This window comes from Agaribacterium sp. ZY112, assembly GCF_041346925.1.
GTDB lineage: Bacteria > Pseudomonadota > Gammaproteobacteria > Pseudomonadales > Cellvibrionaceae > Agaribacterium.
On the sequence record NZ_CP166840.1, the window covers coordinates 771,047 to 795,523 of the forward strand.

The following is a 24,477-nucleotide window of genomic DNA, read 5'->3' on the forward strand; positions in this document are numbered from 1 at the left end:
ATTTAAAGATTAAACTACAATGTAGCCAGCTGATCATCCCACTGCTTAACACTACGACCCGACTTTTCCGCTTCAGAAATCGCTTTTTTAAGTAAGCTTTTTGCTTTTCTCTTACTGCCAACCTTTTGCTCAACTTGAGCATTTAAATAATAAGATTCGGCCGAACGGCTTTCTTCACCTTTAATTTCTTTAAACATAGACCTAAGATCTTTTAACTTCTTTTTATCTTCTGAATCAATAACTAAAGATGCATATTTCTCTACAGCAGCAACATGATGCTTTTTAGCCGCGCGCTCAAACCAGAACTTGGCTTTATCTGTCGACGTTTCTAAAACGCCATTAGGAGGATTGAGCAATAACTTGCCCATACGATATTCAGCCTTAGTCAGGCCAGACGACGCTGCCAGTTTTAGCCATTTAAGCCCTTCTTGTACATTTCTCTCGATATAAAGCTCATACATAGCCAAATCATACTGAGCGTTATAGACACCCGCTTTAGCCGCGCTCTGTAAATACGGCATAAAATCATCTTCATCCTTAGGGGCAAGAATATTGCCATAAGCCCTTAACATAGCCGAGTAGGCATACTCGTTTGCGGGATCACCCTTCTTAGCTCGCAGACGAACCAAACGAAATTTGTCGTAAGTTTGAGGATATTGTTTATCCAATTGCATAGAATACTGTAAACCAAAAATAATGGATCGTGTAAAACCATTTTGACGGATTGGCTTGCCTTCAATATCTTGTGCAGGTAGGTATTTACTTAACACCGCTGAATCAAGTACAGCGCGATCAAAAGTGGTGCCCGGGTAGGAAAAAACGATATCGGGATCACTGGTAAAACCATTTTCAGTAATATCATAAACAACAATCACTTTACCTGAAGGAGCCTCCTGGGTATTAATGGCCGCCGCGCGAGCATTCTCAGAGAATAAGCCACCTGTTCTCCTGTTCGCCTGCTCAATGCCCATTGATCGATTAATGTTATGACCGATTGCATCATAGGAAAGATTGCCATCAGAGAGACGTTTAGCGTTCTGACCTATTACAGATCCGCTAGATGATTTTTCAGGATAAAGACTCTGAGTTAAAGCTTTAGCACTGTACTTACTTTCCAGCTCTGTAAAACTATTTAAAATCGCCACTGACTCTTCATGCGAAGATCCAGCTAAGATTTCTTGTACTAAAGCAGATGCTCCTGAATAATTCTGTTCCGCGGCAAGAGCCAACCATGAAGCGGCTTGAGTCATATCAACGACGCCACTTTGCCCCTGAGCAAACAACAAACCTAGTTTAAATTGAGCCTCTGCACTGCCTAAAACGGCTGAATCTAAGAGATACTCTTTAGCATCTTTAAAATCACCATCGGCAATAGCTTCATTTGCCTTGATCATGTCAGCTTGCACAATAGAAGCCGAAGCCCCAAAGCACACAATAGAAATTAATAAGAACTTTAGTTTTTGTACACTAAACATACACAGACTGCTCCTTGCAATTTTTTATTATATTGATTTGGCCGCGCATATTATCGAAGAAGCATAGAATCTTCTAGGCGATATAAACGCAAGAAAATAGAAAAACACCAAGTAGAAAGCACTTTGTAATTACGATAGTGGGCCATTGCTGTATTAATAAAAGAATGACCTACATTAATGATATGTCGTTACTATAAGTGAACATGATTTAATGGTATAAAACGTGCGTTACATTGATAGCCTACTTTCCATTCTCTAGGAAACATAATGAATTTCAGCAAACAGATGATCGACTTAGTCAAAGAAATACGCAGACGCTCATCTAGTGATATTAAGCCTTCTATTAAATTGGCAAATCCAGACCTTATGCCAGAACTGGTCAAAATGTATCAAGAGTCAAACGATGCTGTGTCTAAAGCACTTATAAAAGAGCTTTGCCATCTTTCAGGTGAAGGCTGGAGCGACGCACTTAGCAAACCCAAGCAGGAAGAAAAACGCCTTAAGACAAATGTCTATCGCGGCCAAACCAGTGTCACAGAAGTGAAACCACAAAACCAAGAAAGCCCAAAGAAAACAAAACAAGTTTATCGTGGAAGAGTTGTGTACGCTTAAATACGCACCAGAATAACGCTTAACAGAATAAAACGCTCCATATTGACTCAATTCCATTAAAACACAGGCTAGACCAAGACCTCACGTCTAAAGCTCGGTCAGTAAAAAGGTACTCACCTATATCTCTAAGAGTTTTTATTTCTTCTTTGAAAACGACTAAGCGCCCAATAAAGCTTTGCAGCAACGAACACCAGCAGCCTGCTTAAGGCCAAACTGCTCTACAGAATGCTTAACCGTATTCCTTCGGCCGACCAAACCTTTAAAACTTGCTTCAAACTGGGTGCTCACATTAAGCCACCGGCGCTGATCAATCTTAAGCCTATCAAGGATATTAGGGAGCTGTGAATGAATAGCTCCGCGTTTATTCGATCGAATCAGCCTGCCCGTCCAATCGACCAGCTCTAGATAATCTTGTAAGCGAAATGGCAGCCCTTTTGGTATCGCTTTACGTGGGTTACCAACAAAAGCCAGTAAATCAACTGGCTGCTGCCGAGCCTGATTAGGAGAACTAGACGATTTAGTTTTTTTATGCGGCGTTTAATGCTGGTATGACTCGAGTTCTCTGGGGTGTTCGCCATCTTTGCACGAATAGGATTTAAATCAACATAAGCCATACATGCCGCCAATGCGGCCTCATCTAACAAGGCCTGGCTTTTATAACGGCCCTCCCAGAAACGCCCCGTGCATTGATCTTCAGCATTGGCCTCTCGAGCAATCCCTTCATTAATCAATTGCATAAACTGGCTTATGCTAAACAAACGCTCACGCCAGTTTTCGATAATTTCTTTCAGAACCCTCGTTTCAGCTTTATCGAGCAACTCATCTCGAATAAAACGTTGGCTAAGTAAATTACCCTTATAAATACAGTGCCAACGCTCAACAATTTCTTTATCTGTCCTCAACCCGAAGCACCACATGGTAGTGATTAGACATCACTGCATAAGCACACACATCAATAGCAAAGACTTTGGCAAGATTAAGAATACGATCTTCCACCCACAAACAACGGTGCTCATAGTCTTTACCGCTAAGATGATCTTGCCCACACAAAAAACGCCCTACGTACACAGCGGCTAACGCAGTGATAGTAAGGCGTGAAATCTAAACATATCTGTTGCTCACGGGCTTTGGTCATACAACCTAGTCATCAGCTAGTTGAGAATAACTGAAGACTAGACCAGATTATGAAATAAAGGAGAATAAGTGGGTGTCCTTATTATTTGTTCTTTTATTTATCTTGGTTTATCTCTTCCTTCTTCTTTGCAGCAATAATTCACTAGAATAAACAAGGCTATAAATCACCAACCAAAATATAAAAATACGACCAGACCCCAGAATCAAATGAACGACTTTATTTTCTGGAAAAACAACAACTAGAAATAGTGAAGCAACCATAACAAACACAGTTAAAAGAGAGGTCCAAACCGCCTTTTGGGAGAGCTTTTTACTATATATACTCATGATTAACATTTCCCACTAACGCTACACATACCATCGGCCAACAACCCCGTCACAACATTTCCAGTATAATTATCAAGCCCTCTCGTTAATGCATATGATGATAAGAATACTGTTGCAGAACCAGCTACGAATGCTGTTGATGAAGCACCTGCAGCCCCCGCTAATACTCCACCCGCAGTTGCTCCAACACCACCTGCACCAACCTTATACATATTATCTATGTCCTTGGCTAAGTCAGTAGATACACTTAAACCCAGTGCATTCATACCATTCTGGATAGTTTCATACCCTTTATTTTTAGCTCCTAGATCTTCAGCAATAGCATTTACCCCTGCCGAAATACCGCCAGCGGCTCTAGCGGCAAGAAACTTAGCACCTGATTTTAATAGCGCCACTGTCCCAACAGCTCCAACCTCAGGCCCCATACTTCCACCTCCCTTTTGTGCATAAACCTTTCCCTTAGTAGCAGTAGTAACGATCTCCGTTATAGGGTTTCCATTTTCATCATGCTTAATATCACCCTTTTCATCTCTGAGGTAACGATCGATCGAACTTTGACCGCCCTGCTCAAAACCCCAAGCAGAAACTGCAGTATCCCCCATCCAACCTAAGCCAAAGTAATAACTAGCTATCTCTACATTATCAAAGCTATAAAGATGGCTAGTGTCTCCAATAACCTGCATACCATTATGGAAAGTAGGCGCACTACCAGCACACTGCCCGAAGCGCCATGTGCAGCCGCCACCACCATCCTCAGCCTCATAGCCACTCGGGTCCACCAAACTCAAGGGATTATTAAATACATACGAATACCGATTAAAGCTCTGCGTATTCGTCGGTGCTTGAATCAATAAATCCGGACTCAAAAACCGCCCAATCTCCGGGTCATACACCCGCCCGTTCATATGAATTAAACCAATGTCATCAAGCATCTCGTGGCCGGTATAACCGCGATCAGTCGGCAATCCATCTAAGCTGGGTGCACCCGTTACCCAAGTCGCAAGCTGGCGTTGCCCCCAAGGGTCATAACTTAAACGCTGTTGCACATTGCCATATTCATCAGTAATCGTCTCTGTCGAACCAAGGTGATCAAGGTGCAGATATTGCACGCGTTTAACAGGAACAAATTGCTGACCTTCCGGAGCATCAACAAACTCTCTTCGCACTGTTTGCACCGCAAACGCACCTAGATAACTAGCGCTTTCCCAAAACCCATCTTTTAAGGTCGTTTCAAGCTCTTTGCCAAGATAATGTGTTACTTCACCTGCTGAATTTATCTTGCGATAACGCTCATGATCTGGGCCATAGCTAAAATGCGTCGAACCTATACGAGTGGGTTTATTAAACACATCATAATCAACACTTTGCACCAAATTATCATTGGTATATTTTGCACTGACATTGCCATAAGCATCATATTCATAGCGGTTTTCACCAGCTCTCGTTACCGCATGTATACCAGCATGACCTGTTTCTTCATACTGTAAAGTCATACTTGGGTTTTCCAAACTCGAGTCACTACGTCCAAGCACATTTCCCAAATCATCATAATCAAAATTTCGTGTTCGCCCAGTAAGCGCATCACCCACTGTATAACTGCCCTCTAAGCGGTTAAGTGAATCATATGTGAAACTCTCATGAATATTTTCTTGCCATGTGCCTAGCTCATCACTTAAAGATGAGGACCGTGAATGTAGATTACCTAAACTATCAAACTGATAACTCAAATTCTGAATATCACAGAGCATATCATCATAAGGGTTTAATACACTTACTCGAGCAGAACAAACATTCTGTAACGAGCCATTTTGAGCATTGTAGGTACGCGTACTAACCACGCCATTGCCAAAATACTCTTGAAGGGGTTGCCCCATTTCATTTAGATCTTGCCCTGCCGCCCAATAAACCGTATCCGTCTCTTCGCCCTGAATACGTACGTGATGACCAGTAGCATGGTACTGATAGTGAAGCTGAAGAGGAGTAAATGCAGGTTGATTCGGATACGTTTGTGTTTCAAGGCGACTAAAAACATCGTAAGTATAAGAGTGTATGTAAGGAGCCTCAGCACCATTAATCGTGGTGGTTTTTGTTTCTAAACGCAGGTTCGCATCGTAGGTATAAGATTCAAGAAAATCGCTACCGGTTTGTTTACTACTAAGCGTACCTTTCCGCTCTACATCCCAATACCAACTATGCGTAATGGAACTTCCCTGTGTTGGTATTTCAACTCTGTGTGTTTTACGCCCTAGAGCGTCATAACTGTATTCCATAGACTTTTCAAAGGCTGTATTTTTAGCCCATATTTGTCTACGCAACTCACCAAAACCGTTGTACTCAAAATTAATTTCGCCGGCATCAGGGTCTTGCATTGACAATTTATTACCTGAATTATCATAAGTAATATTCAGTGTCGTACTTACATTATTATCAACTTGAGTTTGTTGTAAGTTACCCCAAGAATCATACTTATAATCAATGTGAATATTCTTAGCATCAACCACTGAGTCCAGCTGACCCAAGGCGTTGTAGTACTCCGTTTTAATCTGTACAGAACTTCCTTCCGGAGTTATTACCGTTGTACCTATCTGTTTGCGACTTAAACCTCCTTGCTGACTATAGCTATAAGAGACCGCTCCCCCATCAGGATTCTCTATAAGAGAGACTCGCCCAATAGCATCATAGTCAATATACTCCGTCCATGAATTCGGGCTATCGCCACTATACGGATTAGATAAGCGCTTTAGCCTACCATCAGCATAATACTGGCGATCAACTTTTGTAAAACTACCATCTATATTTAATGCCTCAGAGCGAACTAAGCGTTTTTTATTATCGTAATATTCCGTACTTAATGGCGCACCAAGCAGCGCTGAAGAACCGTGACTTACACGCCTAACCCCAAAAAACTCTGCATTATTAGGACAATTAAATATCGCATTAGAGTTGTCACAGCTAAAAGTATAATGATCAATAATTGTGCCATCAGAAGAGGTGGTAGATTTTAAGTTACCAAAAGCATCGTAGTTATACTGTTGCAACAACTGATTATCTGAATCTGTAATCTGTATCGGCTTACCTGTTCGATAATCGTACTGTTTAGTACTACGGTGACCCGCAGCATTTTGCATAACTTTTGGCAAGAAATGTTTCGAGTCAAACTCCATCACCCTATAGCTTTCTCGAATTGTTGATGAACTTAAAGGTGTGTCAATATCGGCCGCTTCATGCGTCACGCGGCGGACAGTTCCTTTAGGTAAAATACTATATATATAGCTTGTCTTTAGTTCATTTATTTCACCAGGATTTTGAGTCTCAGTTTCTACCCTAAAACCATCGAGTGTTACCTGTGTGATTTTCGTGCTCTCTTCCCCATCCGTAGTATCGACAACAGTTTCAACGGTCCTCCCTCCGTAAAGGTTCCAGTCACTCAGATCCCATGTAAAATCGCTGAATTTTTCTACTTTACTCAATTCAACGCTTCCAACACTGGCAGAAATGCTTGTCATGTCACTTGAAGAATAAGATCCGCCGATATTTGTGGTACGCTCGGTTAAGTAGCCTTGTTCATGATTATATTTATAGTCAATTCGAGTAACACTTACTGGGACGTCTTTGGATTTTGTCGTTAAACCATAATCCATAATCACCTTCGTTTTAATTATGGCAGCATTAGGCCTCCCAGACACTTCAGTGGTATATAAATTAGCTGATCGAGTAACTAAATGTCCGCTTTCTTCAGCTTCTGTCTCTGTCTTTTTAATAAGTCCCGTAAGTGGAAATTCCTGATAGAACTCTGAGGTTGTTTTTAACTTATTAGCTATAACGGTTCTACGCTCAAAGCCAAGAAAACCTCTTCCTTGAATATTTGTTAACCCACCCTGATATTGATATAAGCTGGTATTACCACTTTCATGCTCTAGCTCATAAACCACTTCTAAGCTACGAGGAGCAAGCACATTTGGAAAACTTGGCTTTGTAGAGGGCGCTGAATATAAGTTCCGACTCCCATCAGGTGTTTTATCCGAAAGAGTTGAATACTTAAACGAGCTAGAAACACCAAAACCATTGGTAACCGATATAAGACGGTCCGCACGAGATCGCTTCCCTAAGCGAACCTCCGCAATACTGCGAGCTTGTGAACCGTAAACAATTACATCCCCAACGCCATCATTATTAACATCTCCTTGGAAAAAGCGTTTACGATTTGGAGTTATTGATCGCTGATCATATTGTATATCTGCAGCACTAGATCCAGAATTTGAGCCAAATGGATTAACACCTGTTTTAACAAAAGAAACTTGATCAGCACTAAATTTTGTTAGCGCAACACGCCAAAGTCCAGTACTGCCACTTGATTTCGTATAGATTAAATCATCTAAACCATCGCCATTATAATCATATGCCATCGCCGGCTGATTAACTCTGTAGCCTGAACTAAGACCTGCATCTATTGATGGTGTAAATCCTTGTCCTGTATTAAATTTAATATACCATCGGCCCTCAACTCCACACTCTTCAACAAAAACAGGGCAATCGTCACTCCCCCCAACTTTCCAGTAATCATCATGCTCATCCCACATTCTATGGAATGCATAATCTTTTAAACCGTCACCATTAAAATCGCCTAAAACATAATAACCATCTGCTGGAGCTATAGTGCCGTTTAAGGAGTGCCTGCTTAAATATGCATGAAGGCGAGCCCCTGCGTTACCTGGGTAAGGATTGCCGCTTGGTAAAGAACTAGCCATAAGCATATGTTCTTCACGACCATCTACCGTTTTATATGACGGAGACATGCTAATGCCAGGATCTAGCTCTCCACCAACTATTAAGTCAGGAATATAATAACGAGCATTACTACGCGGCAAACCATAAGCAATTTCACCAGTATTATAGGCCCTACCTTGAAGGTAGGATCGAACCCCTGGACGCGAACCATCCTTTTCACGATGCCAGCCATCGATATCGTTTGCGCTCCCTACCCCTAAAACATGAAAAACATCATCAACACCATCATTATTAACATCCAAGAAAAATGGTTGCTTTAAACTATCTCCTGTTGAAAAGAAATAGTGGCTTGCAGGTTTAACTAAAAAACCCTTTGTATAAGCCCACTCGTTCACATCTAGATTTGCGCCGAGCCTCCAATTTCTTCCGCCACTAGTTAAATAATCACTTAAACCATCATTATCTATATCGTAAATAACAGATGTAGCGTCTTTATTTAAGTTCAATACGTGGTCTTCATTTAATATGCCCCCTAAACCAGGGTAATTAAAAGTCCACAAACCAACGATCTGATTACCATTATTAGGAGATAGAAAACCATTCTTTCGTCTGGTTATCCATAATGCATAACCCTCTGCAGTCATAAATGGCTGAATACTAGTTATAGATAAATCTTCCGAATTTAAACTTGAGAGGACCTCCTTATCATTGTCAAATTCATCATCCGCCTTACCCCAAGCAATATGCCATTCTTTCCAAGCGGGATTATCACGCTGCATTATATTGCCACGATTATGGAAATAGATTATATCGCTATAACCGTCCTGATTTAAGTCAACAATCTGATCAATCTGACCGTTACCATCGCTGGTATTTACAAGCTCTCTCAGTTTCGTTCTATAACTACTACTCGTTTCATCAAAGGTAATATGCTCTTCAGAGTACCCCATTGTTAACGGTTCAGCGTTCGTCCAAGTACCATTTTGATAGCCCGCTTTGGTAACTGAATTTAGTAAATAATCCGAAGTCTGAACTGAACGTTCATGATCCAAATTTAAACGCTGTACAGGTATGCCTGGCGAATCAGCTGAATCAAATTCAATATACGATGTAATAGAGCCTAGAATATATGGATCTTCTAAAGCTTTACCATCATCGTACCTACGATTAACAGCGTCATTCATCGAAGAGTTATTTTTATAATTATTTTTATCTTCATAAGTAAAAACCACCCCGACATCCGGCTCCATACCTATAAACAGGGGAAGATGTACGCCATTGTCAGTTTCTCGTTTGTAATGTACTTCATATCTCGATCCTTCAGGCATTGCCACTTCATCAATCGCCCAAGATTTTATAATCGTGCTATCGGCTGTTTTGTACTGCTTTGATTTTTGCCCCCTCATCTCACGACCGTAATAACTCTTTTCTCCATCACCTTTCTCAACCTGAAAGTATGCGCTATTTCCTGCCCCCACTAGAGTTACTCGAATTAAAGAATCAGATTCAGTGCGGTAAGTACTACCTACCTCCCAATATTCATCATTATCAGCTGTAGGACCGTAATCTCTATGTATCAGTTTTCTACCATCTAAACATAAACGGTCTGCGTCACTATAACGGGGGTTGACATTCATCGCGGAGACTCCTTCCGTTACATAGACTTTGTCACATCGACTAATGCGCGAAAAACCGGAAACAAACCACCCTTTACCAGCTAAATTTCTCTTACTGCTACTATTGTAGACAAGTGACAAACTAGGCTTAAAGCTGTTTCTTACAGGAGGTAAATCAAATGGAATGCGATAAGTTGCAGCACCCGTAGCGGAAACATCAGGCTGCCCGCTTGTCAAATGAATTCCTCCATTATCATCAAGACTAGAAAATATGTCTGCACCCTCATCCAGACTGTAATCAAACTCATACATGCTACTAAACGGTAAAACATCCGAAGAGCTGCTACTTCTTGATAGCAAACTTAAACTAATATTTTTACTCGAGCTTACTCCCGTGTCATCTGTTACTGTTATGGTGGCAATATCGTTACCATATTCATTCTGATTAGGTGTAAATGAGAAATTACGAACATCAGTATATTCGTCATCGACAACACCTTGAGTTGTAGGGATTATCGCGCCTGACATAACGGCCGTTAGCAACTCAACAGGAGAGTCCACATCTCTCACCCGTACGGAAAAGTTGATCTCCTCTCCTTCAGACCCACTTATAACAAGTGGGTCACCATATATTTCTGGAGGGTAATTAACATTATTAAATGTTAAATTAAAACTTTCTTCGGCTTCATATTCACCGTCTGTAATACGTAAAGTAATGCGATAAGGATCTGAATTAGTTTGATTTGAAAATTTAATTTCTAACTGATTTTTATTAGGCAGAACCCTCAGGCCATCCAAAGGGGGACCTGTATGGCTAACGCTCATATTCAAAACGGAAGATTCCTCATCTTCTGCAAAAAAATCAACGTAGTAAAACTCACTCCCATTATCGTTTATTACCTGATCAAGTATTGGATTTAATTGAGGCGGGTCATTAATTTCTGAAAAATGAACCAGAACCCCTCGATTTACCGTTTCATGCTCATCGGAAATTAAAATATTAATAGGAACAGTGCCTTCCTTAAGAGGAGAGAAACTGAGCATATATTTATTTTGAGTACCAGCAACCCTATCGAGATTAACCCCAGACATGTCAACAATATCATCTGCTATTTCCAAAGCTGGACTTGCCGTAACACGCAGTTCGGAAGGAGGAGTTTCAACATCATTGACACTAAATATGATCGGGTCATCACCACTGATGTCGTACCTCACAGTGGTACTACCGCTATCAAATTTAATCTCTGGTTTATCATTGATTGAATTAACCACTACATCAAAACTAGTTGAGGCTGTTCCCCCATTTGTATCCTTTACCAAAATAGTTATATTCGACACACCATTTTTATTAGCAGAGGGTTTCAATTCTAGCGAACGATTACGTCCTGTACCCGTGATGCTCATCCCGCCGGAAAAAAGTGTAGAGTTACTTGACGTCACTTTAATATCCAACGAATTTAAATCAGATGAATCGCGATCTTGAACCTCGAAACCTACAGTAATTGACGTATCTTCATCGATCGTTTTATTTGAGATATCACTTATCTGAGGAGCGGCTTGCACATGCGCAAGAAAAGATTTAGCAGATGAATGCGCGCCATCAGAGACAACAACCTCTACCGCGACCGTCCCCCATGCTTTAGGACTCAGTGTCATGATGTAGGTATTATCAGTACCGGACTTTTTGTTAACTTCAATATCAGATGGACTCAATACATCTGAATTAATATACGTTTTAATCGTAATGCTTGGTTCAGTATTTGAATCAATATCTTCAACCGAAAATTCAAACTCAGCCCCTTCGTCAAAATCTATAGTGACTGTCCCAGCATCCATGTCTAAGCCGTTAATAGTGGGGGCGTCATTCACAGCCACCACACTTAATGCTATTGTTTTACTGCTTACCCTGTCATCATCTTCTGCCTTCACCGTAATATTGACGTTCCCACTTTTATCTTTATTAGGAACAACCCTTAGGGTTCTAGCATTTCCTGAACCGCTAAAACTTATATTGCTATTTGATACGACTGCCTGATTGCTTGACGTGGCGGTAAACGTTAGCCTAGATAAATCACCATAAGTGATATTAAAAGGAATATTTACAGCAGTATCTTCATTTGTACTGGTATTATTGAGATTACTTAGCACAGGTACGTATGGCGCATATGTCAGCTTAAATGTTCGGCTTGAGTTATTTACACCGTCAGACATTCTTACAGTAACATTTGCACTTGTGACCTGTGTAACGTCCTTAAAGTTAACAACTAATGCTTGCCCAAATACGTTTTCAGGCGGAAAAGATAATGATGATATTAGATTAGGATTGTCGTGTGTTGCGGTTTTCTGAAGCGAGTCATAACTATTATCAAGATCCTCTACCGACAGTGCGACTTGGTATGGAGGCCCCAATGCTCCCGGCGCCCTTTCACTAAGGTTTGTATTAGGAATAGGCTCTAGTGTTGTCCTTGTATTGCCTACCGTTATCTTAAAACTTTGGCTATCAGAACTACTCCCATCACTAACCTTAACAGTGAATATAGCTGTGCCAGTAACATTAGGCATTATTTGAAAATATGCCACCCTAGCAATATGCACTGGCGGCCCCGCAGCTGGGCGGACAAGGGCCGTATTACTTGATGCTTGTGTTACAGATAAGCCAAATAAAGAAGTATCTGCATCTGTAACACTATAATAAACATTATGGCCTTGTGGAGAACTGGCCGTATTCATTGCATATATTTGGTCCGGTATAGCGCTTACAACCGGGCTTGCGGCATAACTGCTATTGGCTATTAGCAGTGAACTCATAGCTAATAGCAGTAAAGTTAAGCTCTTAGCCAACCGAAAAGTACCCCTAGATAAGCTATTTACTCTAAGTAAAAATAGCGCCAAATAAGACTTGTGCATCACACAGACATCCTTCCAAAGTGAGTTTATTAACCTTAATTGATAAAGGTTTTTTTATAGATAATGAGGAAATCAAGATAAATTGACTTGTTTCCTACGTAATATTTATATTTATATTATATTAAAGATATGGCTTTGTTCATTACAGCAATATCGGTACCGTAGCTACAACTAAACAAATCGAACCAAATTAAGTGGTCATATTTTGTTCGCAATATTAAAGCAAACAATAAAAATTAAAAGCGATTCTAGTTTTTTATAAAGATTAATCTTCCTTGCACATACAAAATAGAAAAAATTTATTATATTGCAGATACATAAATCAAGATTGCGTCCTAATACAAACAGTAGAGACCAACAAGTCCACCACCAAATTTATAAGTACACTGGCGGACTTAAAGACAAAACATAGATATAGACAACACCTTCTAATGTAAACTATTCGCCTAAAACGCCTTATCTGCATAACCCGTCATTTCACTTACCCCTAACTCTTTACCCAGGGCTGTTAAAGGATGAACCGTAACCAAGCCTTTAACCGCCTTTTTCAACTTACCCATATCAGCTTGTTCTTTTTTTGTAAGTACACGGTGAAAGGCCATCTCTTTTATTTGTTCTGCTTTGGCGCTGCTCTGCCTAGCCTTTTGCGCCTTTAATTTTTCTTGCTGCTCTTTTAATTTATCTAACTCTTCTTGCGCCGCAGCTGCCGCTTCGTAATCTGCTCTATCTTTTGCTTTATTAAACTTACGAGTCACTTTATCTATTTTGTTATTTAAGGTTTGAAGATCTTCTTTTAACGACATATTCATTCTCACTTAGTTAAAGATTACTCTCAGCATTGCGTAGTATTTTATTTTGTATAAACAAAAAAGCCGGGCATAAAGCCCGGCTTTTCATTCTTTCAGTAGTATCAGTACTTAGTCGATCAAATCATTAACTGTGTTAACAACGTTATCAACAGTAAAACCGAAGTGCTCTAACAATACGCCGCCAGGTGCACTTTCACCGAAAGTACTCATGCCGATTACGCGGCCGTCAAAACCAACGTATTTCGCCCAGAAATCAACGTGTGACGTTTCAATAGCAACACGAGCACTAACGTCAGAAGGAAGTACACTTTGCTTGTATGCTTCGTCCTGAGCATCAAAAGTGGTTGTACTTGGCATTGAAACAACACGTACTTTTTTGCCAGCCGTTGTTAGAACTTCAGCAGCTTGTACGGCCAAACCAACTTCAGAACCGGTCGCAATAAGAATAACGTCTGGAGTGCCTTCACAATCAACCAGTGCGTAAGCACCTTTTTCGATTAGCGCTACTTGCTCATCAGTACGTGCTTGTGCAGGTAGACCCTGACGCGAGAATACTAATGAACTAGGGCCATCTTTACGCTCTACCGCTTTTTTCCATGCAACCGCTGTTTCAGTTGCATCCGCTGGGCGCCATACACTCATGTTTGGCGTCATACGCAGGTGAGCTAAGTTTTCGATAGGCTGGTGAGTAGGGCCGTCTTCACCCTGACCAATTGAATCGTGGGTATAAACAAAGATGCTTTGAATGCCCATTAATGCCGACATACGTACCGCATTAGCTGCGTACTGTTGGAACATTAAGAAAGTTGCACCGTAGTTGATGAAACCTTTGTGCAAAGCGATACCGTTCATGATGCCGCTCATACCAAATTCACGCACACCGTAGAAGATGTAGTTACCGGCAGCGTCGTCTTGTAGACCTTTAGAATTTGACCAAAGCGTCAAGTTAGAACCGGCCAAGTCAGCAGAACCACCAACAATTTCAGGTAACAATGCGGCATAAGCTTCAATGCTGTTCTGAGAGGCTTTACGAGAAGCGATGTTTTCGCCTTTCTCTTGGCACTCTTTAATGAACGCTTGCGCTTTAGCTTCAAAGTCAGCTGGCAATTCATCTTTAATTACGCGGCGCTCGTATTCAGCGGCAAGTTCTGGGTGAGCTGTTTTATAAGCAGCAAATTTTTGATCCCATGCGCTTTCAGCAGCCGCACCTTTTTCTTTACCGTCCCAACCGCCGTAAACGTCAGTAGGAATCTCAAAAGGGCCTTCTTTCCAGTCTAGGAATTCGCGAGCTGCTGCGATTTCGTCGTCACCTAGTGGTGCGCCGTGACAGTCGTGGGTACCTTGCTTATTAGGTGAACCAAAACCGATAGTCGTTTTAGTACAGATAAGGGTCGGTTTGTCAGTTTCAGCTTTAGCGGCTTCAACAGCTGCTTTAATCGCTTCAGGGTCGTGACCGTCAACCGCTGGGATTACGTGCCAGCCGTACGATTCAAAACGCTTAGGCGTGTCATCGGTGAACCAACCTTCTACTTCACCGTCAATTGAGATGCCGTTGTCATCCCAGAACGCAACCAATTTACCTAGCTTCAAAGTACCCGCTAGTGAGCAGGCTTCGTGGCTGATGCCTTCCATCAAACAACCGTCACCCATAAATACATAGGTGTGGTGATCAACAATGTCGTGACCTTCGCGGTTGAACTGAGCCGCTAAGGTTTTCTCTGCGATGGCCATACCCACACCGTTAGAGATACCAGCACCTAGAGGGCCCGTAGTCGTTTCAACACCTGGGGTGTAACCGTATTCTGGGTGACCAGGCGTTTTTGAGTGCAACTGACGGAAGTTCGCTAGCTCTTCAATAGGAAGGTCGTAGCCGCTCAGGTGCAACAACGAATAGATAAGCATAGAGCCGTGGCCGTTACTTAGGATAAAACGGTCGCGGTCGGCCCAATCTGGGTTGCTTGGGTTGTGCTTGAGGAAGTCATTCCAAAGAACTTCAGCAATATCTGCCATGCCCATTGGGGCGCCAGGGTGGCCACTTTTGGCTTTTTGAACTGCGTCCATGCTGAGGACACGAATGGCGTTGGCGAGTTGTCTGCGCGTTGGCATAACTGCTTAGCTCCTATCTAACGAGTGAATGATCTAGGCAAGCGAACTTACCGTAAAAATTGGGGCGCTATTTTCCACTATGCGTGCCGAGGCGTAAACCATAAGCATGCTTAAAAGGAACATAAACTAGCCAAGCATAGTTAAAAGATGCAATAACGCACAGCTTTGGGGCGATTTTGAGGCTATATCAAAATATTTTGATATAGCTTTCATTCGCTGCTAGTATTCTTGCCATGAATGCTGCTAGCTCTGTATCCGTTGATGTCTTAAGTCAGGCCTTAAAAGCCTCTGGTGACAACTTGCGCCTGCAGATTTTGGCCTTATTGCAGCGTGACAGCTTTGCCGTGCAAGAGCTTTGTCAGATTTTTGAGATCAAGCAAAGTGGTATGAGCCACCATTTAAAGGTGCTCTTAAAGGCCTGTTTGGTAAGCACTCGCCGAGAAGGTAATACCATTTTTTATCAGCGCAGTGATGAAGCCTGCGCCAGTGCCTTAGATGAGCTGAGAGATGCCATCTACCAAGTAGCCGGCACGTTAGAGCTGAGTGATGCCATTCAAGCCCACTTGGGTAGCCTGCATCAACAACGAGCAGCGGCGTCACTTGCGTTTTTTAAAGACAACGCTGACGCATTTCGTGAGCAACAAGAGCTCATCGCCGCTTATGAGGTATACGGCCCAGAAGTGGCTAAGCTGTTAAACAGTAATATTGATGGGGCAGCATTAGAGGTGGGCCCTGGCACAGGTGATTTTCTGCCAGAGCTCGCTAAGCGCTTTGGCAAAGTGTTTGCGCTAGATAGCTCGGCGCAGATGCTCGCGCAAAGTGAAACTTTGTGCCAAGAACAAGAGTTAAAGAATATTGATTTTATTAATGGTGACACAGGCTTTTGCCGCACCCTGGGTGCGAACCTAGATTGTGTTGTCATTAATATGGTGCTTCACCACACACCGTCGCCGGCTAGTATTTTTGCCGACATAAGCCCTGCATTAAAAAAAGGGGCCACATTATTAGTGTGTGAACTCGGTGCCCACAATCAAGAGTGGGTGCGCGAAGCTTGTGGTGACCATTGGTTTGGTTTTGCCAGTAATGATTTAAAACAGTGGGCTTTAGCCCAAAATTTGGAAGAAGGCACGAGCCGCTATTTTGCTTTGCGCAATGGCTTCCAAATTCAAATTCACCAGTTTATTAAACAGCAATAGCAACGGTAGAGACGATATATGGCTGATTATTCAATTTTTACTTCTGAAAGTGTATCGGAAGGCCACCCAGATAAAATGGCTGACCAAATTTCAGATGCCATTCTTGATGCGATCTTAAAAGACGATGTGCACAGCCGTGTTGCGGTTGAGACCATGGTAAAAACCGGCATGGTCGTGGTTGCTGGTGAAGTGCGCACGAATACTTATGTCGATTTAGAAGATTTAATACGCGATGTTGTTGTTGGCATTGGTTATAACTCTTCCGACGTTGGTTTTGACGGCGCAAGTTGTGCAGTATTAAACGCAATCGGCAAACAAAGTTCTGACATCGCTATGGGTGTGGATGAAGCGACGGCTAAAGATTTAGGCGCAGGTGACCAAGGTTTAATGTTTGGTTATGCCACTAATGAAACCGATGTACTAATGCCAGCGCCGATTTATTACTCACACCGCCTTGTTGAAAAACAAGCCGAGTTGCGTAAAAACGGCACGCACGCCTGGTCGCGCCCCGATGCAAAAAGCCAGGTTACTTTGCGTTATGAAAATGGCCAACCGGTTGCCGTAGATGCGGTTGTGCTTTCAACTCAGCACAGCCCAGATATTAGCCAAGCGCAATTAAAAGAAGCGGTCATGGAAGAAATTATTAAACCTGTGCTTCCTGCTGACTGGTTACATAAAGATACCTTGTTCCATATTAATCCAACTGGCCAATTTATTATTGGTGGCCCTGTCGGTGACTGTGGTTTAACAGGCCGTAAAATTATTGTTGATACTTACGGCGGCATGGCGCGTCATGGTGGTGGCGCTTTCTCTGGTAAAGACCCATCTAAAGTTGACCGCTCTGCAGCTTATGCTGGCCGTTATGTTGCCAAGAATATTGTTGCTGCCGGTTTGGCTGATCGCTGTGAGATTCAAGTAAGTTACGCAATTGGTGTTGCTGAGCCAACCTCCATTTCTGTAAATACGTTTGGCACAGGAAAATTAAGTGATGCAGCGATTGTTGATCTTGTTCGCCAGCACTTTGATCTACGCCCTCAAGGCTTGATTGATATGTTGGATCTTAAACGTCCTATTTATCAAGCAACGGCAGCTTACGGTCACTTCGGCCGAGAAGAGCCAAACTTTACTTGGGAAAATACTGATAAAGCTGATTTGTTGAAAGCAGCACTTTAAATTTTAAGCGCTTACTTAAAGCGCTTCGGAACTCGGTATGAACTGCTGTAGTTGCGATGTCAGACACGCGTAAACCCTTCCTTGGGGCTCTCTTTGGCATCCATGCCTCAGAAGGTCTGACATCGCAACTACAGCAATACATACCTAACAATGTGCCCACCCACTACAAACCGATGTGGCACCACAAGTTAAAAGGGCAGTGTTTATTTGCCTAAGAAGACTCTCTGAGGCATGGATGCCGAAGTGAAGCCTATAGGGATATATCTACGGCGTGTCTGATTAGGCAAATAAACACTGCCCCACAAATACTCTAAGGGAGCTTACCCGAAATGACAGTTGTAATCGCAGCAAATAATTTTAGTGACTTTAAAGTCGCCGCAAAAACCCAAGAAGAATTTGATCAAGACGCACTTTGGGGCCGTAAAGAAATTGAGATCGCCGAAGGTGAAATGCCTGCACTTATGGCTTTGCGCACCCGCTATAAAGGTGAACAACCTTTAGCTGGCGCCAAGATCATGGGTTGTATTCACATGACGATTCAGACAGCCGTATTGATTGAAACGCTTGTAGAACTCGGTGCAGAAGTGCGTTGGTCTTCATGTAATATTTTCTCAACTCAAGATCACGCCGCAGCTGCTATTGCCGCAGCGGGCATCCCTGTATTTGCTTGGAAAGGTGAAACAGAAGAAGAGTTCTGGTGGTGCATCGAACAAACCGTTGTTAAAGATGGTGAAGTTTGGGATGCCAATATGATTCTTGACGATGGTGGCGACCTCACTCAACTATGTCACGACAAATTCCCTGAACTATTAAATGATATTCACGGCATTAGTGAAGAGACCACAACAGGTGTACATCGCTTAGTTGAAATGCAGGAAAAAGGTGAGCTGCTTGTTCCTGCTATCAACGTAAACGACGCCGTCACCAAAAGTAAAAACGATAACAAATACGGTTGTCGTCACAGCTTAAATGATGCCATCAAACGCGGTACCGACCACTTGCTTAGCGGTAAAAAAGCACTTGTTATCGGTTACGGTGATGTGGGTAAAGGTTCTGCAGCCTCTCTTCGCCAAGAAGGTATGATTGTTAAAGTAACTGAAATCGATCCTATCTGTGCAATGCAAGCATGTATGGACGGCTTTGAAGTGGTATCGCCTTATAACAACGGCGTAAACACTGGCAAAGTTGAAGATATCAACCATATCGTATTAGGCACAACCGATCTTGTTGTAACAACCACCGGCAACGTTAACGTATGTGATGCCGCTATGTTACAGAGCTTAAAGAACGGCGCTGTTGTTTCAAACATTGGTCACTTCGACAATGAAATTGATACGCAGTTTATGCGTGACAACTGGGAGTGGGATGAGGTGAAACCTCAAGTCCACAAAATTTACCGCAACAAAGCAGAGAATAATCATCTGATTCTTTTATCAGAAGGTCGCTTAGTTAATCTAGGTAATGCAACTGGTCACCCAAGCCGTATTATGGATGGTTCTTTTGCGAACCAGGTTCTTGCGCAAATGTATTTGTTTGATAAAAAGTTTGCCGACCTAGATAAATCAGAAAAAGCAGCCAACGTTTACGTTAAGCTTTTACCTAAGAAGCTGGATGAAGAAGTAGCTGCAGCCATGGTTGAAGGTTTTGGTGGTGTCATCACTAAACTACGTGACGACCAAGCTAAGTATATTAATGTAGAAGTCGACGGTCCATTTAAGCCAGAGACTTATAAGTACTAAATTATAAAAATGGCTTGTAGAAACCCCTATTCTGCAAGTCATCTGCCACATTAACGCTCGGAGTGCCGGAGGGGGTTCAGGAAACGCCGTGAACCCATCCATGGGGGCTGCGCACCGACATCCTTGTCGGTGAGCTTCCTTCAACCCCCTCCGGAACCCCGAGCTAACATTGTGCCCTTTTAAAGATTAAAGATGGCACGGTGTTAAATGAGTTGGCACTAAACCACATGAGTGGAAAACAATGAGCGAAGAAAAAATACAATTTAGCTTCGAATTCTTCCCAGCGAAGACCGAAGCAGGACGTGAAAAACTCGTCACCACACGTAACGAGTTAAACAAATTAAACCCAAAGTACTTTAGTGTTACCTACGGTGCTGGCGGTTCTACCCGTGACAATACCAAAGGCATTGTTACTGAAATGAAAAGCGCCGGCTTTGACGTTGCGCCTCATTTAAGCTTTGGTGGCGATGACGAAGAAAGCATGATCAAACTGTTAACTGACTATAAAGATGCCGGTATCAATCGTATCGTTGCGTTGCGCGGTGATATGCCTTCAGGTGTGGGTGGTTCTTTACAGTTAGTTTATGCCAACGAGCTGGTTGCTTTTATTCGCAAACATTTTGGCGACCACTTCAAGTTGGCGGTTGCCGCTTACCCTGAAATTCACCCTGAAGCCAAAAGCTACGAAAGCGATGTTAATTACCTTAAAGGTAAATTTGACGCGGGTGCTGACAGCGCTATTACCCAGTATTTTTATAATCCTGATGCCTTTTTCTATTTTATGGAACAGTGCAACAAGGTAGGCATTAATAAACCCATTTACCCTGGGATTATGCCAATTACCAACTATAAAAATCTGGCACGCTTTAGCGACGCCTGTGGTGCGGAAATTCCCCGTTGGATTCGCAAGCGCTTAGAAAGTTATGGCGACGATACGGCAAGTATTGCCGCGTTTGGCACAGACCTAGTATCTGAACTTTGTGAAACACTATTAGACAATGGTGCACCGGGTTTTCATTTCTACACAATGAATCAGGTTGATCCTACCTCTACCATTGTAAAAAATCTTGGTTTAGCAGACTAATGCGTATCCCCCGCATCTATACAGAACAAGCGCTTGCTTCTAACACCGAACTAGAGCTGGAAGAAGCGCCCTCTCATCACTTAATTAAAGTGTTGCGTATGGCTGTGGGGCGCAGCCTCATTTTATTTAATGGGCAAGGAGGTCATTACGATGCCGAGATTATTGCTAGCACAAAAAAATATGCCACGGTTAAAATCACTCAATGGCATCAGCAGGACAACGAAAGTCCATTAAACACCACATTAGCTATTGGCTTAAGCCGTGGAGAACGCTTTGATTTAGTTTTACAAAAAGCGACCGAGCTAGGTGTTACTTCCATACAACCCATGTTTACTGAGCGCACAGAAGTGAAACTCAGTGGCGATCGTTTAAATAAAAAGTTTTTAAGCTGGCAGAAAATAATTATCGCTGCCTGCGAACAAAGTGGTCGAAATATTCTTCCCACGCTCAAAAGCCCAATACACATCCAAGACTATTTCACTCAAGAGCGCGATCAACAACAATTAAAACTAGTTCTTCACCATCGCAACAGTTCACGATTTAGTGAATTAGAAAAAACCGACGATATTTGCCTGCTCATTGGCCCCGAAGGCGGTTTAAGCCAAGATGAAATTGACTTGGCACACAAACATGACTTTAAGAACTTAAGCCTAGGCCCTCGTGTTTTACGCACAGAAACAGCCCCTCTTGCAGCGCTTGCTATTATGCAACAGTGCTGGGGCGATTTTTAATACGTGACCGAAGACACTATGTCGTGTCGCGACGACTGCGCAGCTTGCTGCATCGCCCCATCCATCACTCAAAGTTTTGCTAATGCGCCACAAGGTAAAGCTGCTGATGAGCCTTGCCCCAACCTCGATATGCAAACTCTTAGGTGTCGAATCTGGGGACAAAGCAATTACCCCAGTTGGTGCAAGGCCTTTAAACCTGAAGCCAGTATTTGCGGAAATTCACGCGAAGAAGCATTAGAGATTATTCGGTTTTTAGAAAAAACCACTTAGAGCTCAGCCAAGCAACAAGCTCAGATCAAAAGCCCATGTGAATTTGTTTCGCTATAGATGTAATTTCTGAAACAATGTAGCTTGTAGTCACACAAGCAAAGCAACAGGACGCAAATGAACATCCAAGAAAATAAACGCTACGCCAGCGCGGGCTTTATTATCGATATTGACCAACACACCGTTGAAGCCAATGGCTCTGTGGTTAATGTGCGTCCACGTACCTTCACACTACTGAAGCTACTGCTTATGCAAAGCAAACAGGTAGTGAGCAAAGAGGTGCTGCTTGAATCCATTTGGGACGATGTCGTGGTGGATGAGCAGGTGCTATTTCAGTCTATCAGTGAAATACGCCAACTCTTTAAAAACCCAACCGTCATCAAAACTTATCCTCGCAAGGGTTATATCTGGACCTGTGATGTGGAAGAAGTCAAAGACGGCTTTTTCTCTCGCCATAAAAAAGCCTTAATTCTCATCTGTGCTTTACTCATGAGCGCCGCTCTGGGCGCGGGCTTTGTTTGGCATCACCAGCAGAAAAATCACACCGACTCAACAAGTGCCCCTCAGCTTCAAAACAAAGTGCCCTCTGCTCAAGAACTCGCATTGCAGAAGCACGACCTTTCCGGCTCTGTACTAATTTTGCCCATCAAAACCAGCATCAACAGTATCGAACATCAATGGGTCAATCTCGGCGGCATGGACCAACTTATTTCGCTATTAAGACCGAGTGAACTCGCCGTGGTCAGAGATACCGAAGTCGTACTTTGGCTTATGCAAGAAGCCCAGCTCAAACGCGACTATCAAAGCGATGAGGTTCACAAACTCTTTCAACACACGCAAGCCTCGGCCATTGTTGAAAGTCTACTCACGGGCAATATCAACGAATACCGACTGCTTTATAAAATTCATCAAAGTGCTCATGTAAGCCAAGGCCTTATTGAGGCACAAAGCATAGACCAAGCGTTAATCCTTCTTGCCGAGGAGCTTAGCGGCAAGCTCAACACCCAAGCCGCCAAGAATAAGTTTGATTACAGTTCAGATTATCGCAACGCCCTGCTGGTCAGTGCACTCGAACTTATGGAGCAAGAGAATTATAAAGACGCGCAAGCGCTACTTAAAACCTTACTTGAAACTGAAAAAGACAATCTTATTGCGCGTCGAAAATTGGCCGAGTCTTTATTCCATCTCGGTCAGGCTGAACAAGCTCTTAACGTGCTGGATGAGGCCGCAAGCATCGCTTTAGCAAAACAAGATTTCAATCTAAGCCGCATATATTATTGGCAAGCGGTAATAGAAAACAGCCTGCAGAATCACGACGCAGCATTAAGCTACCTCCAACAAGCCGATGCTGTAGTAGCTGAAGATTGGCTCTACGCGGCTTATATCGCGGAACTGCGCGGTATTCTTTTTAGTCAGACAGGTAAGGTCGAGCAAGGCATAAGCAGCTATAAAAACGCCCTCAGTAATTATGGCAATATGTTCTGCCCCAACGGTCGCGGCCGCACCTATCTCCACCTTGCCCACGCCTACTTTAACCTCGGCCAAAAGCAACAAGCCGAAGAGCAGTTTGAGCAAGCCCAAGCTCTTATGCAGAACTACCAACTTGATAGGCTGCAAGCTTATTCCGACAATATGCAAAACTTACTTGCTAATTAGCTTGTCATTTTGCTTCTGTTCGACGCAGAGGTACAAACGATTAATATATGAGAAAACCCAATAAAATCATAATGCTAAGATAATTTTAGATAACTATAGCTAGCTTCATTAGGCCTCTGTGGTCGCACCGACGATAGTTCAAACCTCAACATTAGGGAGAACTACCATGATTACATTACCTCGCACTCAACAGCTGTTAGGCTTACTTACCCTCACAGCATTATTAAGCGCCTGTGGCGGTGATTCAAATAACAAAGCAGCACAGAATCAAATAAACGCTAGCCCCTTACCTAGCACTGAAGCCAGCCCCTCGCCATTAGCTTCGCCAAGCCCTTCACCTAGCCCGTCTCCAAGTCCAGAAGCGAGCCCGAGCCCTTCACCGCAGATAGATATGAGCATTAGCTCCAGCGCTTATAACAACGGAGACAACATCCCTCTATTACACGCTTGCACAGCCAAAAGCGGCAACAACATCTCACCTCAATACTCCTGGGCTGATGCACCACAGAACGCGGCATCATTTGCGTTAATTATGGATGATGAGAACTCACCCTGCGGCACTGGCGAGAGCGCTTGCAAGCATTGGACAGTGGTAAATATTCCTGCCGAGATAACCATGCTGGATGAGGATCTAAATATTTCGAGTATTAGCGGGGCGATTGAAGGAGTAGCCTATACTGGCTCCAGTACTTATGCAGGCCCATGCCCACCTAGCACCCACAGCTATAAAACTAGTATCTACGCCTTAAATGAGAACATGCCCGCCTTTACCAGCAGCCCTAATTTAACTCGCGCACGATTTGAACGTATTTATGCTGAATATATATTGGATTCGGCGACCATTAGTGGCAACTTTACGCCTTAATATTAAACACGATAAATAGGGGGGCTTTTGCCCTCCTATCCACGCTTAACTA

The 24,477-nt window shown here is 42.8% G+C and carries 17 protein-coding genes; 9 read left to right on the top strand and 8 right to left on the bottom strand.

Translation table 11 applies throughout. The features are described from left to right. Window positions 1-14 precede the first annotated feature (14 nt). The gene (locus AB1S55_RS03330) at window positions 15-1,475 is read right to left on the bottom strand and encodes a hypothetical protein (protein WP_370980375.1); all 1,461 of its coding nucleotides are present in this window, start codon (window positions 1,473-1,475) and stop codon (window positions 15-17) included. A 267-nt stretch (window positions 1,476-1,742) separates the two neighbouring features. Between AB1S55_RS03330 and AB1S55_RS03335 the strand changes: the two genes are divergently transcribed. Further along, on the top strand, window positions 1,743-2,087 hold the full coding sequence (locus AB1S55_RS03335; RefSeq protein ID WP_370980376.1) for a hypothetical protein: 345 nt from the start codon (window positions 1,743-1,745) through the stop codon (window positions 2,085-2,087). A 156-nt stretch (window positions 2,088-2,243) separates the two neighbouring features. Here the strand turns inward: AB1S55_RS03335 and AB1S55_RS03340 are convergent, their stop codons facing one another. The 7 genes from AB1S55_RS03340 to tkt form a co-directional block, all read right to left on the bottom strand. Then, window positions 2,244-2,375 carry a hypothetical protein gene (locus AB1S55_RS03340; RefSeq protein WP_370980377.1) on the bottom strand — a complete coding sequence of 44 codons (132 nt, stop codon included), beginning with the start codon at window positions 2,373-2,375 and terminating at the stop codon, window positions 2,244-2,246. A 113-nt stretch (window positions 2,376-2,488) separates the two neighbouring features. Next, a complete protein-coding gene (locus AB1S55_RS03345; protein WP_370980378.1) occupies window positions 2,489-2,989 on the bottom strand; it encodes a hypothetical protein in 501 nt (166 codons plus the stop codon). Further along, window positions 2,976-3,137, bottom strand: a complete 162-nt coding sequence (locus AB1S55_RS03350; protein WP_370980379.1) for a hypothetical protein — start codon at window positions 3,135-3,137, stop codon at window positions 2,976-2,978. The genes AB1S55_RS03345 and AB1S55_RS03350 overlap by 14 nt, the downstream gene beginning before the upstream one ends. Before the next feature lie 192 nt (window positions 3,138-3,329). Next, window positions 3,330-3,548 (bottom strand): hypothetical protein, encoded by a 219-nt coding sequence (locus tag AB1S55_RS03355; protein ID WP_370980380.1) that lies wholly within the window; start codon window positions 3,546-3,548, stop codon window positions 3,330-3,332. A gap of 2 nt (window positions 3,549-3,550) precedes the next feature. Continuing rightward, the gene (locus tag AB1S55_RS03360; RefSeq protein WP_370981621.1) at window positions 3,551-12,799 is read right to left on the bottom strand and encodes an RHS repeat-associated core domain-containing protein; all 9,249 of its coding nucleotides are present in this window, start codon (window positions 12,797-12,799) and stop codon (window positions 3,551-3,553) included. Between the two features lie 446 nt (window positions 12,800-13,245). Beyond that, complete coding sequence (locus AB1S55_RS03365; protein WP_370980381.1) at window positions 13,246-13,602, bottom strand: YibL family ribosome-associated protein; 357 nt, start codon at window positions 13,600-13,602, stop codon at window positions 13,246-13,248. A 114-nt stretch (window positions 13,603-13,716) separates the two neighbouring features. Further along, a complete protein-coding gene (gene tkt / locus AB1S55_RS03370) occupies window positions 13,717-15,714 on the bottom strand; it encodes a transketolase (RefSeq protein WP_370980382.1) in 1,998 nt (665 codons plus the stop codon). Between the two features lie 233 nt (window positions 15,715-15,947). On the opposite strand from tkt, the gene AB1S55_RS03375 reads away from it, so the two are divergent. From AB1S55_RS03375 to AB1S55_RS03410, 8 genes are all read left to right on the top strand, one after another. Then, on the top strand, window positions 15,948-16,910 hold the full coding sequence (locus AB1S55_RS03375) for an ArsR/SmtB family transcription factor (protein WP_370980383.1): 963 nt from the start codon (window positions 15,948-15,950) through the stop codon (window positions 16,908-16,910). An 18-nt stretch (window positions 16,911-16,928) separates the two neighbouring features. After that, a complete protein-coding gene (gene metK, locus AB1S55_RS03380; protein ID WP_370980384.1) occupies window positions 16,929-18,083 on the top strand; it encodes a methionine adenosyltransferase in 1,155 nt (384 codons plus the stop codon). 329 nt (window positions 18,084-18,412) lie between these two features. Further along, entirely contained in the window at window positions 18,413-19,822 is a 1,410-nt protein-coding gene (ahcY, locus tag AB1S55_RS03385; protein WP_370980385.1) for an adenosylhomocysteinase, read from the top strand. 241 nt (window positions 19,823-20,063) lie between these two features. After that, on the top strand, window positions 20,064-20,906 hold the full coding sequence (gene metF, locus AB1S55_RS03390; protein WP_370980386.1) for a methylenetetrahydrofolate reductase [NAD(P)H]: 843 nt from the start codon (window positions 20,064-20,066) through the stop codon (window positions 20,904-20,906). Next, the gene (locus tag AB1S55_RS03395; RefSeq protein ID WP_370980387.1) at window positions 20,906-21,637 is read left to right on the top strand and encodes a 16S rRNA (uracil(1498)-N(3))-methyltransferase; all 732 of its coding nucleotides are present in this window, start codon (window positions 20,906-20,908) and stop codon (window positions 21,635-21,637) included. Before metF ends, AB1S55_RS03395 begins: the two co-directional genes overlap by 1 nt. 3 nt (window positions 21,638-21,640) lie before the next feature. Further along, entirely contained in the window at window positions 21,641-21,907 is a 267-nt protein-coding gene (locus tag AB1S55_RS03400) for a YkgJ family cysteine cluster protein (RefSeq protein WP_370980388.1), read from the top strand. 114 nt (window positions 21,908-22,021) lie between these two features. After that, entirely contained in the window at window positions 22,022-23,560 is a 1,539-nt protein-coding gene (locus AB1S55_RS03405) for a winged helix-turn-helix domain-containing protein (protein ID WP_370980389.1), read from the top strand. 166 nt (window positions 23,561-23,726) lie between these two features. Continuing rightward, a complete protein-coding gene (locus AB1S55_RS03410) occupies window positions 23,727-24,425 on the top strand; it encodes a YbhB/YbcL family Raf kinase inhibitor-like protein (protein ID WP_370980390.1) in 699 nt (232 codons plus the stop codon). The last annotated feature ends 52 nt before the right edge of the window (window positions 24,426-24,477 follow it).